Here is a 12,846-nt window from a genome sequence, read left to right as displayed (position 1 = left end):
AACCAGAACCTAAAAAGCTTATTATTTCGTATGATGTACACTGCCCACTAGCCCTTCTTGAAAAGTTGCAAGATATAAGCAAATAGACACCTTTGAACATTAGTTAATTGAAACATATGTCTGAACCACAAGTCACAATTGTTGTTGTTCCTAGAGAGCGCTTTAGCTATACCTCTCAATCTCTTGGGAGTATTTACGAAAATACTCATTTTCCTTTTAAATTAGTTTATGTTGATGGTAATTCTCCTGCTCATATCAAACAATATCTAAAAAAACAGGCCGAGCAAAAGGGATTTCAATTACTCCGTTACGAAAACTACCTGACTCCAAATAGATCTCGTAATATAGGTCTTTCCTGTGTTAATACTAAATATGTCGTTTTCATTGACAACGATGTGTTAGTAAAACCAGGTTGGTTAGAAGCACTAGTCCAATGTGCAGAAGAAACTGGAGCTTGGGTAGTGGGTCCTCTTTGTCTTGAAGGACAAGATTTCAAAACGGTTCATATGGTAGGAGGAACATCTATCTTCAAAGAGAAGGGGAATCGCCGTTGGTTAGTAGAAAAACGTCCTTTTATGAAATTACCGCTAGAAAAAGTAGCATCCCAACTACAGCGTCAAGCAACTGAAATTTTAGAGCTTCACTGTATATTTGCTCGTACAGAAACTTTTGATATGCTGGGTAAATTAGATGAAAATCTGATGAGTATGGGAGAAGAAAGCGATTTTTGTATGACTGTCATTAATGCTGGAAAATTAATTTATGTCGAGCCTGATTCTGTCATATCTTATGTACCGCCACCTCCACTAGTTTGGTCTGATTTACCATTTTATTTTGTTCGTTGGAGTGGAGCTTGGTGTAAAAAAAGTGTTAACCATTTCAAAATAAAATGGAATTTAACTGAAGATTCTCCTACTCTCAAACACTATGAAGAGTTTGTAGAAAAACATCGCTATTTAGCTTATCAAGCCTCCCAAAAAAATTTAAAATACTTTGTTAAAAGAACTTTTTTAGCTCTTTTATATAAAGTGATGAATTGGAGAGCCTCTACTATTTTGTAAGTAGCTAAATTTTCAGAATGTACGGGTTATTGAAAAGAAAAGATAGTAAATTGTCAATAACCCATCATTTGTCATAAATTTCAGTATTACCCTCTATTGTGAATACGTTCAATTTCATGCCGCCTATCATATCTGTTATTATTCCGGCTTATAATGCAGAACAAACAATTGTTGACACAGTGGCTTCTGTTCAACAACAAACCTTCTCAGATTTGGAAATCATTGTTATTGATGATGAGTCTAGCGATCGCACGTTAGAAATACTCTATGGTATCAAGGAGCAAAGACTTCAGGTTTTCTCCTATAAAAATGGTGGAGCGTCAGTAGCACGCAATCGCGGAATTACTCATGCAACAGGAGAATATATTGCCTTTCTTGATGCTGATGACTTATGGACACCTAATAAATTAGAACGACAGCTCGCTGCCTTAAAACAAAATCCTAAAGCCGCTGTTGCTTATAGCTGGACTTATTATCAATTTCCAGACGAACAAGATTCTTACATCGAAAATTCTTATCTTTTTGAAGGGAATGTCTATCCCCATTTACTTGTCACCAATTTTTTACACAATGGTTCTAATCCATTGATTTATCGAAAAGCAATTGATTCTGTTGGTTTCTTCGATCCAACTCTTAAATCGGTGGAAGACTGGGACTATTGGCTCAGGCTAGCAGCCAAATGGCATTTTGTTCTTGTCCGCGAACCACAAATAATTTACCGCCAGCGCTCTCAGTCAATATCGGAAAATATTGAAGTTATGGAAAAAAATTGTCTTATTTTGATTGACAAAGCTTTTCGAGATGCACCACCGGAGCTTCAATTCCTTAAACAGAAGAGCTTAGCTGGAATTTATCAATACTTGGCACAGAAATACTTGAGCCGTATTTTTACTAACTCTAACGATATTAATCTTGCCGGTCAGAAGTTATGGAAAGCAATTTGTCTACAACCACAGATTTTATTGGAACCATTTGCCCAAGGATTAATGAGATTGTTCATTAAAAAAAAATTAGTAAGAAGATTATTAACAGAAAAAGTGTAACGTTCTTATTTGGTTATCAGAATTTTTGATAGTCAAAAAAAATTAGAAAAGACTTGTCCGTAAATTTATATCTTTTGGGAAAATCATTATGCAAGCATTCAATCCTTCCATTTTTAGTATTCATCAATTATTTGAATCTCAAGTAGAACAAACACCGGATAAAATTGCTGTCATTTTTAACGACAAACAACTCACTTATCGGGAACTAAATCATAGAGCTAATCAGACAGCACATTACCTGCAAAAACTAGGTGTAGGACCTGATGTACTAGTAGGAATTTGCTTAGAACGCTCTTTAGAAATGGTCATTGGGCTTTTAGGCATTCTCAAAGCTGGTGGAGCTTATGTACCTCTAGATCCAGCCTATCCCCAGCAACGTTTAGCTTTAATGCTTGGAGATGCTCAAGTATCAGTCGTCTTAACTCAAAAAAAATTACTGCAAATTGTTAGTGATTGTCTCATTATTTCCGAGTCAGTTGTCGTTTGCTTGGACGATGATTGGAACACAATAGAAGAACACAGTAGTTCTAACCCAGTCAGTGGAGTTATGCCAAATTCCTTGGCTTACACTATTTACACCTCTGGATCGACTGGAAAACCTAAAGGCGTGCAGATCGAGCATCAGTCTGTTGTCAATTTTTTAACTTCCATGAGCCATGAGCCAGGGATGATAGCTGATGATATACTCTTAGCAGTGACTACCATATCTTTTGATATTGCTGCATTAGAAATTTATTTACCCCTCAGCCTTGGAGCAAAAGTTGTTGTAGTGAGTCGGGAAGTCGCTGTCGATGCTCAACAGCTTGTTGAACAGTTAACAATATCGGAAGCAACTGTCATGCAAGCCACTCCTGCGACTTGGCAAATGCTCTTAGCTGCTGGTTGGAAAGGAAACAAGCAACTAAAAATTCTTTGTGGTGGCGAAGCCCTGTCTCAAAAACTTGCATCTTCCTTGCTAGAAAAATGCAATTCACTATGGAATTTATATGGTCCCACTGAGACAACCATTTGGTCAATGGTTCATAAAGTGGAATCAGCAGATCTCCCAATTCCTCTCGGACATCCAATTGATAACACTCAAATTTATCTGCTAGAGGAATTGCATCACCAAGATCTTAAGCTAGTTCCTGTAGGAGTGCCTGGAGAAGTATATATTGGAGGTGCTGGTATAGCAAGGGGTTATCTTCATCGACCCGAACTAACCAATGAAAAATTTATACCTGACTCTTTTAGCAGTCAACCCGGATCTCGACTTTATAGAACTGGGGATTTAGCTCGTTATTTACCGGATGGCAATATTGAGTTTATTGGACGTAACGATCATCAAGTCAAAATTCGTGGTTTCCGTATTGAGTTAAAAGAAATTGAAGCCATCTTGGTTCAACATCCAACAGTACAACAGACTGTTGTTATGGCACGTGAGGATGTTCCTGGTGATACACGTCTTGTGGCATATGTTGTCCCTTACCAAGAGCAAATGTGTTCGATTAAGGAACTACGACAGTTTGTAAAAGAAAAACTGCCCAGTCATATGGTTCCTTCAGCCTTTGCGATCCTAGAGGCTTTTCCTCTAACTCCTAACAGCAAAGTCGATCGTCAGGCATTGCCAGCTCCCGATCGCATTCAACATGAGCCAGACGAAACCTATATTGCCCCCCGCGATGAGTTAGAACAAAAACTCATACAAATTTGGCAGAAGGTTTTAGGTATTCAGTTAATTGGTATTAAAGATCGTTTCTTTGAGATAGGAGGCAATTCTTTACTAGGAATAGAAATGTTTTCGCAAATTGAGAAAACATTGGGTACAAATTTACCTCTAGCAATCCTCTTCCAATCAAGTACTGTAGAGACTCTAGCGAGTGTTATCCGCGAGCAAAAAGACGGATTGATTCCACTCCGGAATAACTTAAAAGTAGTTCAAACAGAACCCTCAGCCTCATGGTCTTCATTAGTAGCCATTCAACCAGAAGGCTCTCGACCCCCTCTGTTCTGTATCCATGACGTTTATGGCGAAATTGTTAGTTTCTATAATTTGGCACGTTATCTTGAATCGGATCGACCCATTTATGGGCTACAAGCAAAAGGATTAGATGGACAACAGGCACTTCATACACAGATTGAAGAGATGGCATCTTGCTATATCAAAGAAATTCAAAGCATACAGCCAAAAGGACCATATTTTATCTGTGGACACTCATTTGGAGGTTTTGTAGCATTTGAGATAGCCCAACAACTCCACAAACAAGGTGAAAAAGTTGCTAGTCTAGTTTTGATAGATACTCATGCTCCTGGTGCTATCAATCGATTACCATTTCTACAGCGAATGCCTCTTCATCTAGCCGCCCTTTCTCAAGAAGGAACTGCTTACATTTGGAGAAGGATCGTAGGATGGAGTGATTGGCTTCAGAATAAAGTATTTAAAGCAAAATTTGATAAAATTGCCTGTAAATATTTTTTAAGTGTTAGAGATCATTTACCTCGCAAGTTCCGCTACGTGGTCATGGAAGAAACTAATAGAGAGGCATTATCAAAATACTCTTTACAAGTTTATCCCGGTCGGATAACTGTTTTAGCGATTGAAGACCAACTGTGGTCAGTCGCTCAAGGTTATACAATAGACCATCATTTGGGCTGGAGTCAGTTTGCGTCTGATGGAGTAGATGTCGATCGCGTTCCTGGTATGCACAACACTGTACTCGCAGAACCCCACGTACAGGTATTAGCCACAAAATTGAAGGCTTGTCTAAACTTAGCAATGTGAATTTAAATAAAGTGCAATCTTTATTTGTACGAGCGCTCTGTTTTTTCCCACCGTGCTAAAATTTCCTCTGCTTCTTGACAAAGAATCTCGTGATATTGACCGTTACTAGCGAGCAAACCCCCCCACTGATTTATATCACCAGTGTTGTACTGTAATGGCGTACCGTCAAAATGAGTGTATTTTCCACCAGCTTCTGTCAAAATCAGTTCTGGGGCGGCTATATCCCAATCTTTTGGTGCAGACTTACCCGATAGTGAAATGTAAATATCTGCTCGTTGTTCCACAATTGTGGCAATTTTACATCCCACACTCCCAACGGCTTTTTGGTTTTGACAGGGTAGTTGTTGTAGTAGATATTCAAGTCTCTCATTCCGGTGAGAACGACTAACAACTAGTGTTAAATCCTCAAGACGTTCTCGTGAAGATACTTGCAAGGGTAAAGTTTGCCCATCGCGAGTTTCTGCAAAAGCCCCACCGCCTTTGGTGGCATAATACAGTTTTTCTAACTCCGGTACAGCAACTACAGCTAGCACTGGGTGCGTTTCTTTAACTAGAGCTATGTGAATGGCGTACTCGCCAGTTTTTTCAATAAAATCTCGCGTCCCATCTAAAGGATCGATAATCCACACCCATTCCTGTTTTGCTTGTTCGCTCGTATATGTTTCTTCACTAATGTAAGCAAAATCTTCAGTGCCTAAAGCTGCTTGTAACGTCTCTAATATATATTGATTGACAGCTACATCTGCTACTGTCACGGGTTCGTTCTGCTTGTACTGTACTTCTAAATTGCGCTCGCCAGTTTGGTGGTAGTAAGATCGCAGTATATCTGCTGCTTCCCAACCGACAGAACGAGCAATATTGAGTATTTCTTGTAAGTCTTTCATTTATTTCTTGAAAATGGCGACTAGGGATTAGGGACTGGGGACTGGGAAAGAATTAAGTTCTTTCTCACAAAATATAATGACAGAAGGTACCGTGAAAAATATCTCCAGCCACCAGTGTATCAACAGAAGGTTGGGCATGGGGTTCCTCACCAGAGTAAGTTATGGTGCCATTAAGAGTTTGTCCGCTCGATGCTAAAGTCTCTTTCTCAGGAGACTTGAGTGCGAGCGCGTTCAATCACCCAACTTGTTGATTCTTGCTTTGATATCATCCGATCGCATCACTGTCATCAGCGCTGGCTCGATCCAAAAGCTGGATCGAGGCTAAGTCAAGTTTAAGAGCGATCGCTTTGATAATTTCCTCCAGTTGCTCGAGCTTTGTTGCACTGACGATAGGAGCCGTGATGCTCTGACGCCGGATGAGCCATGCGAGAGAGATTTGGGTGGGAGTCGTATTATAAGTTTTTGCTAACTCATCAATTGCCTCTAAAATTCGGAAGCCACGAGCGTTTAAATATTTCTTTACATAACCTCCACGGGAACTATTGGATAAATCTTTTTCCAAACGGTATTTCCCAGAAAGGAAACCACTGGCGAGCGAGAAATAGCTAATAACGCCAATTTCCTGTTCGATACAAAGTGGTTCGAGGTCTTTTTCATAGTCGGCTCGGTCATACAGGTTGTAGAGGGGCTGAAGGCTCTCGTAGCGAGGATAACCATGCTGTTCGCTGATTTGCAATGCCTTTGAAAGACGATCTGCACGATAATTCGAGGCACCGATCTCGCGCACTTTCCCTTGATGGATTAACTCTGCATAGGTTTCAAGGGTCTCCTCAAGAGGAGTATTTTCATCGTCAATATGTGACTGATATAAGTCGATGTAATCTGTTTGTAACCTGTGTAGTGAGTCATCAATAGCTTGCAGGATGTGCGAACGAGAAAGCCCTTTACCGCGATCGCCCATATCATTACCAACCTTGGTTGCGATTATCACCTTGTCACGATTATGGCGCTGCTTCATCCATGAACCCAGGATCGTCTCGGATTCCCCGCCTTCATTGCCCTCAACCCACCTAGAATAGATATCGGCAGTATCAATGAAGTTACCTCCAGCCGCAATAAAGGCATCTAAAATCTCAAATGAAGTGGCTTCATCAATCGTCCATCCAAAGACGTTACCGCCAAAACATACAGGTGATACTTCTAGTTGAGAACGTCCGAGTTTACGTTTGTCCATAGCCCATACATACTTACTATACTTTTTCTACTTTACCCGTTTTTTACTATTGCCTACTGTCAAAGGTTTTCAATCATCTTTATTTGCCTTTATATAAACTAGTGGTGCATATTCTGATTTCAGTTATTCCAAAGAGTCATACAGAAGCATAAGTTCGGCTTTAGACTCTGGAAAACTCTAAGCGAAGGCTCTTGCGAGCGGTTACATGAGAAGTATTGAGTCTCACTGATAGTTATGCTTGCTCACTGCTTACCATCAAATGGAAAAAACCTTATGAACAACAAGAAGACTCAACACATGACTACTGACCCTGCTACATTCGCTGCGAGAGCAAACTCGGATGTACCTACCCCGGCGGAGAACTCAATGGCGTGCAAGAACTCTCTGATACTGAATTAGAAGCAGTTAGCGGCGGGGGCGGGAGCGGATTGAGAGCCCCAGTTCAGAAAATCCGAGCCCAGTCTTGGGGTCCAGGTCCATGAGCGGGATTACCCGTCGTCCCACCTCCGTGTTAAATCTGGGCATACCGTAGGGTAGGCAGCCAGCTTCCGATGTTCTGGCGCTTTTACCCATGTGCTTCACTCGGTGGCAAGGATTTGGGCGACGTTAGGGGAATTCAAAATTCGGGCGTGATTGTATTGGTGGGAGATGAAGAGCTTTGCTGAAGCGCCTGACGCGCCAAGTTCATGCAACCAGCACAGTTGCAGCCATACTTCACTTGGGCATACAGACAGTTCTACAGTATCCTCTGGAATCCGTACTAGCAATGCATCAATTTTCTTTTCCACTTCAGCACATACTTTTGGAACGAGTGCAGCAACTGCGCGATGGACACTTGCCCATTCAACGGGCTCAGTTCTGGGGGACGTGCCAACTGACGACAGCATCCATCACAACCCCGGCGACATAACCACCAATCGTAGTTATGCTTGCTCACTGCTTACCATCAAATGGAAAAAACCTTATGAACAACAAAAAGACTCAACACATGACTACTGACCCTGCTACATTCGCTGCGAGAGCAAACTCAGATGTACCTTGCCTCAGCGGAGAACTCAATGGCGTGCAAGAACTCTCTGATACTGAATTAGAAGCAGTTAGCGGCGGATACTACGTAGCCCCAGTTCAGAAAATCCGAGTCCAGTATTTAGTACCGCCAAAAGAATTACCTGCTACAGGGCGGGGCATTGCATAACCGGGTTAATCATACACGCTCGGCATCAAAAACACAACGCTCGATTTCGCCGTGCTACTTCAGGGCGTTTCGATACCGGGTAGGTGCTCCCAAAGTATCAATTGACCTAGTGAGTATTTGTGCTTACCTCGACTCGAGCTAATTTTATGACCAGCCAGCAGCTTACTTCCCCAGTCAGACTTGCTGGCTGGTTTTAGCTCTAAACAATGCGGCTACTTTATGCTTTAAGAACGGCCACTTTATCCTTTAAGTTACACTTAAATCCGAGCTTATACTTCCAGACCCTGACAACTTTTGAGTTCGGTCATAAGTGCGGTGGTGATGAAGGGAATAATTTTCAACAAGTTCAATAACAATTTCTCCTAACTCATCAGGGTAAATAGGTTTTGCTATGGGGAGCATCCCGAATTTGCTAATTGCCTCAGAATAGAATTCTGGGGCTATACAAACAAAGTCCACCTACGTGGACTTTATATTAGTCCGCGTAGGCGGACGAGCGCTTGTATAGCCGTGATTTTCAATCACTTACTCGGTGTTTTTTCCAAATTGGGATGCTCCCTTTGCTATGTAGACATCAAACCCAGACCTAAAAGCTTGTTCGCGTCCATCTTCTGTCGTCAAAGCTGTTATAGCGATCGCTGGAAGATACTTGTATTGTTCGCGTTCGGTCAAAATTCTTATTTGACGCATTAGGAAACATCCATTTTATTAGAGGTTGTTTGAAAAGTGGTTGGCTGTGATTTTATCCAGTTATCGATCCCCCCCTAGCCCCCCTTAAAAAGGAGGATTTAGGGGGAGCTTGAATATGATTGCTACTGATGAAAGGACTTTTCAAACATCCTCTTAAAGCCCTCTGAAATTTTTTCTGTAGAATAATAATTACGAATTATTAAGGCTCCATCCAACGGCGCGTACCAAAAAACTGACATGACAAAGAAGCTACACGAGACGCTTGCTCGAGTGCATCTGTAAAACTTGACTGCAAAATATAATGACAGAACGCACCGTGAAAAATATCTCCCGCACCTAGTGTATCAACAGCTCGAACACTCGGCGCATTTAAAATACCTCTTTTGCCATCGGTAACGTATTGAATGGGGTTTTCTCCGTGAGTGATGGCAATGTGGGGAATACCAATTTGACTCAGATAGGCAAAAATTTCTTCCTCGCTTTTACATTGGGGAGGATGAAAATTGGCAGAACAAATAGCGTAATCTACGAAAGGCAAGAGTTTTTCAAATCCTGATTTCCAACTACCACCATCAATGACAACAGGGATGTTTTTGGCTTTAGCCATTTGGGCGATCGCAATTCCAACCGTCATTTGATGTCCGTCTACCAGTACAACATCAACATTTTGTAAAATATCTAAGGAAATAGATTGCTCTGACGCCTGAGTTTTGACAGCATTGATAGAAATAACTGCTCGTTCCCCAGTGAATTGAGTCACAATGATGGAAGAAACAGGTGGTGGGTTTTGGGTGGTAGAGTCCAAATCGATAATTCCTACTTTGTAGTTTGCCAAATCTTCTCTAATGAGTTGTGTCATTGGGTGAGAACCAACAATTCCCAATACATTTGCGCCATCGCCCAAATGGCTAAAAGTGACTGCAGCATTCGTTGCAGGTCCTCCCGCAGCAACAGTATAATCAACTGCTACAATTTTCTGGTTATTCTTAGGGGGAGACTCTGCAAGATAAATTAAATCCAGAGTTAATAAACCAACGAAGAGTCCGTTATTTGTCATTTGTCATTTATCGTTTGTCATTTGTCATTTGTTAGTTGTCATATCTTCCCAGTCCCTAATCACCAGTCCCCAATCCCCAATCCCCAATCATGCAAACAACAGATCCAAAACCAGGAATACTCTACATTGTCGGTACGCCGATTGGCAACTTGGAAGATATGACATTCCGGGCGGTAAGGATTTTGCAAACTGTGGATCTGATTGCTGCAGAAGATACAAGGCATACTGGAAAGCTGCTTCAACATTTCCAAGTTAAGACGCCTCAAATAAGTTATCACGAGCACAATCGTAGCAGCCGGGTTCCGGAGTTACTCGAACAACTTAATCGTGGTAAAGCAATTGCTTTGGTTACTGATGCGGGAATGCCAGGAATTTCCGATCCAGGATACGAATTGGTTAAAGTTTGTGTTGAGGCGGGGATACAAGTTGTTCCTATTCCTGGCGTCACAGCAGTCATTACAGCTTTGAGTGCGGCGGGATTACCAACGGATAAGTTTGTGTTTGAAGGGTTTTTGCCAGCTAAAAGTCAACAAAGGCGATCGCACCTCGAATCTTTGCTCGCAGAATCTCGTACACTTATTTTTTATGAGTCTCCACATCGCTTGCGAGAAACTCTCAAAGATTTGGCAGAGGTGTTTGGTGATTTCCGTCAAATTGTCATTGCACGAGAGTTAACCAAGTTATATGAGGAGTTTTGGCGGGGAACGATAGCAGATGCCATAACTGAATACAATCGACGCGAACCTCAAGGAGAGTATACTTTAGTGGTTGCCGGTAGCCCACCGACTCTAGTACAGTTTTCAGAGGCAGAACTGAAAGCAGAATTGGAAAAGTTGATACGTCAAGGAATATCGCGAAGTCAAGCGAGTCGCGAATTAGCCAAAGTGACTTCTCTTTCACGCCGTCAACTTTATCAATTAGCTCTTTCTCTTAAGGATGAAGTTAACGGGTGAAATTTTCTCCCCTATCTTTAGAATCTACCTCTACTCTTAATTAAAATGAGATGTCAAAATGGGAAATTATTGATAATGAGGAATGAGCAAGAATGACCCAAGTGGTTTTAGGTGAAAATGAAGGAATCGAGTTAGCATTACGTCGCTTTAAACGTCCATAGTGGCAACTTTCTAGTTTTTCTGGGCTATCAAACTCACTCACGATTCAGGAAAATCGAAGGAACGGCTATTACAAACATTCATTGCCTTTTCTACTCCCTGTTTGAGGCACATTTCCGTACAATCAACAATAAATTGCAAGACAATAGACATCAGTTGATTTTCAGCAACAGAGAATTTTCCCAAGACGTGGGAAATTGTCCCAGAGTCATCAGCGATCGCATTTTTTGGTCTGCCTATACCTATACGCAAACGAGGAAAGTTTTGAGTTCCAAGATGGGCAATGGTACTTTTCATACCGTTATGTCCGCCCGCAGAACCGGACAAGCGCAAGCGAGTTTTACCCATAGGTAAGTCCATATCGTCATAAATCACCATTACCATTTCTGGTGGTAATTTATACCAGCTATTAACAGCTTGTATGGACTGTCCCGAACGATTCATGTAAGTCAGTGGTTTTAGTAGGCGGATTTTGTCTCCATTTGGTGCAAATCCTTCACCGTACTCTCCTTGAAACTTACGATTCTCTGCTAAGGGAATTCTCCAAGCACGAGATAAGGCATCTATGGCAGCAAAACCAATATTGTGGCGTGTTTGGTCATATTTGGGTTCTGGATTCCCCAACCCCACAATTAGCTGGGGAATAACAAGAGTTTTTTTAGCAACCGCTTCTGTCATCTAAATTATGAATTATGAATTATGAAGTCAGAAATTTTATCCTTCATCCTTTTTTGTAGCAGCTTCTAGTTGCTTGGGTTCGAGTTCGGCTGTAGTCTTGACAGCTTCTTCTATCTGTACAGCTTCTTTTTGAAACTCGTTTTGGAACTCCTTAGAAGCATCTTGGAAACCGCGAATTGCCTTTCCTACACTCCGACCAATTTCTGGTAACTTCTTGGGACCGAAAATTAACAGCGCTACGATGAAAATCAGAGCCATTTCTGGCAAACCTATACCAAATACGTTCACAAGCTTCTCCTTTAACAGTGACCAGTGACCAGTGACCAGTGACCAATCTATTAACCACAGCCACAACATCTCACATCTTGTAGTTTAGTGTAAGAGTTGGAAAAGAAAAAACCCGGAAAACCGGGTGAAGTGTAGTTTGTTATGCAAGTTTTGTCAATATTGCGAATTATCTGCCTAGAGTCCGCCAATCGACATTTACGTCTTGAATCATGATTGACTTGTTGTAAAGCTGCAGGATAATTAGCAGAAATACGAAAAATAGTCCTATAAAAACAGCCATGAGGGGCGTAGTACCCCATCCTGGAGCTACTTTACCATACTCAGCGTTTAAAGGTCTGAGGATATCTCCCAACCGCGTCCTTTGTGCCATAGTTCACCTAAGATGAGTTGCCAAACCATTTTTTAATGTTCTGTAATATTCTATAGGAAGACTACTCATAATATATACTTCTTATGGAACCCGCAACAGTTCTTAGCATTTCTGTTGGTGCGATCGTCATCGTCATCACAGCTTTATCCATTTACACCTCTTTTGGCCCTCCTAGCAAGGGATTGAGCGATCCTTTTGAAGATCACGAAGATTAATGCTAGCCATTTAATGGATGTTCCGGACATCCCTAAAAAACCTTGTAAAGACGTGCCAGAACACGTCTTTACAAGGTTTTACACTTTCTATAAGCAGTGTCTGGAAATGTCAGCCCGTAACAAGGTTTAATCTGTCAATTTTTCCGGCTTATTGTAAAGATTTGTGGATTAAATGAGAAAAGCTGTTAGTGGCATTAGACAAAAACTGATTTTTGGTCACTAGTCACTGGTCACTGGTCACTGGTTACTGGTCACTGG

At 41.4% G+C, this 12,846-nt stretch carries 15 protein-coding genes and 1 pseudogene; 7 read left to right on the top strand and 9 right to left on the bottom strand.

Annotated features, from left to right (window positions below):
• Positions 1 to 116: 116 nt before the first annotated feature.
• The 3 genes from ACKTT2_RS13440 to ACKTT2_RS13430 all read left to right on the top strand — a co-directional run bounded on the left by ACKTT2_RS13440 (position 117) and on the right by ACKTT2_RS13430 (position 4,865).
• Positions 117 to 1,061 (top strand): glycosyltransferase family 2 protein, encoded by a 945-nt coding sequence (locus tag ACKTT2_RS13440; RefSeq protein ID WP_407887570.1) that lies wholly within the window; start codon positions 117 to 119, stop codon positions 1,059 to 1,061.
• Between the two features lie 116 nt (positions 1,062 to 1,177).
• Complete coding sequence (locus ACKTT2_RS13435; protein WP_407887568.1) at positions 1,178 to 2,104, top strand: glycosyltransferase family 2 protein; 927 nt, start codon at positions 1,178 to 1,180, stop codon at positions 2,102 to 2,104.
• An 88-nt stretch (positions 2,105 to 2,192) separates the two neighbouring features.
• Positions 2,193 to 4,865 (top strand): non-ribosomal peptide synthetase, encoded by a 2,673-nt coding sequence (locus ACKTT2_RS13430; RefSeq protein WP_407887566.1) that lies wholly within the window; start codon positions 2,193 to 2,195, stop codon positions 4,863 to 4,865.
• Between the two features lie 20 nt (positions 4,866 to 4,885).
• Here the strand turns inward: ACKTT2_RS13430 and ACKTT2_RS13425 are convergent, their stop codons facing one another.
• The 4 genes from ACKTT2_RS13425 to ACKTT2_RS13410 all read right to left on the bottom strand — a co-directional run bounded on the left by ACKTT2_RS13425 (position 4,886) and on the right by ACKTT2_RS13410 (position 7,870).
• The gene (locus ACKTT2_RS13425; protein ID WP_407887564.1) at positions 4,886 to 5,749 is read right to left on the bottom strand and encodes a 3'(2'),5'-bisphosphate nucleotidase CysQ family protein; all 864 of its coding nucleotides are present in this window, start codon (positions 5,747 to 5,749) and stop codon (positions 4,886 to 4,888) included.
• A 64-nt stretch (positions 5,750 to 5,813) separates the two neighbouring features.
• Entirely contained in the window at positions 5,814 to 5,984 is a 171-nt protein-coding gene (locus ACKTT2_RS13420; RefSeq protein WP_407887562.1) for a hypothetical protein, read from the bottom strand.
• Positions 5,985 to 6,014: 30 nt separating this feature from the next.
• Complete coding sequence (locus ACKTT2_RS13415; protein ID WP_407887560.1) at positions 6,015 to 6,983, bottom strand: aldo/keto reductase; 969 nt, start codon at positions 6,981 to 6,983, stop codon at positions 6,015 to 6,017.
• A gap of 578 nt (positions 6,984 to 7,561) precedes the next feature.
• Entirely contained in the window at positions 7,562 to 7,870 is a 309-nt protein-coding gene (locus tag ACKTT2_RS13410) for a hypothetical protein (protein WP_407887558.1), read from the bottom strand.
• Positions 7,871 to 7,947: 77 nt separating this feature from the next.
• Between ACKTT2_RS13410 and ACKTT2_RS13405 the strand changes: the two genes are divergently transcribed.
• Positions 7,948 to 8,178: a bacteriocin gene (locus ACKTT2_RS13405; RefSeq protein ID WP_407887556.1), complete on the top strand. Its 231-nt coding sequence runs from the start codon at positions 7,948 to 7,950 to the stop codon at positions 8,176 to 8,178.
• 525 nt (positions 8,179 to 8,703) lie between these two features.
• Here the strand turns inward: ACKTT2_RS13405 and ACKTT2_RS13400 are convergent.
• Positions 8,704 to 8,868: a response regulator gene (locus tag ACKTT2_RS13400; RefSeq protein WP_407887554.1), complete on the bottom strand. Its 165-nt coding sequence runs from the start codon at positions 8,866 to 8,868 to the stop codon at positions 8,704 to 8,706.
• Between the two features lie 199 nt (positions 8,869 to 9,067).
• On the bottom strand, positions 9,068 to 9,925 hold the full coding sequence (locus ACKTT2_RS13395; protein WP_407887552.1) for a sugar kinase: 858 nt from the start codon (positions 9,923 to 9,925) through the stop codon (positions 9,068 to 9,070).
• Positions 9,926 to 10,014: 89 nt separating this feature from the next.
• On the opposite strand from ACKTT2_RS13395, the gene rsmI reads away from it, so the two are divergent.
• Both rsmI and ACKTT2_RS13385 read left to right on the top strand, forming a co-directional pair.
• On the top strand, positions 10,015 to 10,878 hold the full coding sequence (rsmI, locus tag ACKTT2_RS13390) for a 16S rRNA (cytidine(1402)-2'-O)-methyltransferase (protein WP_407887550.1): 864 nt from the start codon (positions 10,015 to 10,017) through the stop codon (positions 10,876 to 10,878).
• A 92-nt stretch (positions 10,879 to 10,970) separates the two neighbouring features.
• Positions 10,971 to 11,033 (top strand): annotated as a pseudogene (locus tag ACKTT2_RS13385) (small ribosomal subunit protein bS21); the annotation flags it as partial.
• Between the two features lie 43 nt (positions 11,034 to 11,076).
• Here the strand turns inward: ACKTT2_RS13385 and pth are convergent.
• The 3 genes from pth to psbH form a co-directional block, all read right to left on the bottom strand.
• Positions 11,077 to 11,715, bottom strand: a complete 639-nt coding sequence (pth, locus tag ACKTT2_RS13380) for an aminoacyl-tRNA hydrolase (RefSeq protein WP_407887548.1) — start codon at positions 11,713 to 11,715, stop codon at positions 11,077 to 11,079.
• A gap of 36 nt (positions 11,716 to 11,751) precedes the next feature.
• Positions 11,752 to 12,003, bottom strand: coding sequence for a TatA/E family twin arginine-targeting protein translocase (locus tag ACKTT2_RS13375; RefSeq protein ID WP_407887616.1), 252 nt, complete (start codon positions 12,001 to 12,003; stop codon positions 11,752 to 11,754).
• Between the two features lie 166 nt (positions 12,004 to 12,169).
• A complete protein-coding gene (gene psbH / locus ACKTT2_RS13370; protein ID WP_407887546.1) occupies positions 12,170 to 12,373 on the bottom strand; it encodes a photosystem II reaction center phosphoprotein PsbH in 204 nt (67 codons plus the stop codon).
• An 83-nt stretch (positions 12,374 to 12,456) separates the two neighbouring features.
• On the opposite strand from psbH, the gene psbN reads away from it, so the two are divergent.
• On the top strand, positions 12,457 to 12,588 hold the full coding sequence (gene psbN, locus ACKTT2_RS13365) for a photosystem II reaction center protein PsbN (protein WP_407887544.1): 132 nt from the start codon (positions 12,457 to 12,459) through the stop codon (positions 12,586 to 12,588).
• The last annotated feature ends 258 nt before the right edge of the window (positions 12,589 to 12,846 follow it).

The sequence above is a fragment of the Scytonema hankhaensis NUACC26 genome (assembly GCF_045865695.1).
Lineage (GTDB): Bacteria > Cyanobacteriota > Cyanobacteriia > Cyanobacteriales > Nostocaceae > Scytonema.
The sequence above is the reverse complement of the archived record's forward strand: the minus strand, read 5'-3'. Positions and strand labels throughout refer to the sequence as shown.

Excerpts from the sequence above, each read along its gene's own strand:
- ACKTT2_RS13440 (WP_407887570.1), top strand. The coding sequence starts at position 117 with ATGTCTGAACCACAAGTCACAATTGTTGTTGTTCCTAGAGAGCGCTTT.
- ACKTT2_RS13435 (WP_407887568.1), top strand. The coding sequence starts at position 1,178 with ATGCCGCCTATCATATCTGTTATTATTCCGGCTTATAATGCAGAACAA.
- ACKTT2_RS13430 (WP_407887566.1), top strand. The coding sequence starts at position 2,193 with ATGCAAGCATTCAATCCTTCCATTTTTAGTATTCATCAATTATTTGAA.
- ACKTT2_RS13425 (WP_407887564.1), bottom strand. The coding sequence starts at position 5,749 with ATGAAAGACTTACAAGAAATACTCAATATTGCTCGTTCTGTCGGTTGG.
- ACKTT2_RS13415 (WP_407887560.1), bottom strand. The coding sequence starts at position 6,983 with ATGGACAAACGTAAACTCGGACGTTCTCAACTAGAAGTATCACCTGTA.
- ACKTT2_RS13410 (WP_407887558.1), bottom strand. The coding sequence starts at position 7,870 with ATGCTGTCGTCAGTTGGCACGTCCCCCAGAACTGAGCCCGTTGAATGG.
- ACKTT2_RS13405 (WP_407887556.1), top strand. The coding sequence starts at position 7,948 with ATGAACAACAAAAAGACTCAACACATGACTACTGACCCTGCTACATTC.
- ACKTT2_RS13400 (WP_407887554.1), bottom strand. The coding sequence starts at position 8,868 with ATGCGTCAAATAAGAATTTTGACCGAACGCGAACAATACAAGTATCTT.
- ACKTT2_RS13395 (WP_407887552.1), bottom strand. The coding sequence starts at position 9,925 with ATGACAAATAACGGACTCTTCGTTGGTTTATTAACTCTGGATTTAATT.
- rsmI (WP_407887550.1), top strand. The coding sequence starts at position 10,015 with ATGCAAACAACAGATCCAAAACCAGGAATACTCTACATTGTCGGTACG.
- pth (WP_407887548.1), bottom strand. The coding sequence starts at position 11,715 with ATGACAGAAGCGGTTGCTAAAAAAACTCTTGTTATTCCCCAGCTAATT.
- psbH (WP_407887546.1), bottom strand. The coding sequence starts at position 12,373 with ATGGCACAAAGGACGCGGTTGGGAGATATCCTCAGACCTTTAAACGCT.
- psbN (WP_407887544.1), top strand. The coding sequence starts at position 12,457 with ATGGAACCCGCAACAGTTCTTAGCATTTCTGTTGGTGCGATCGTCATC.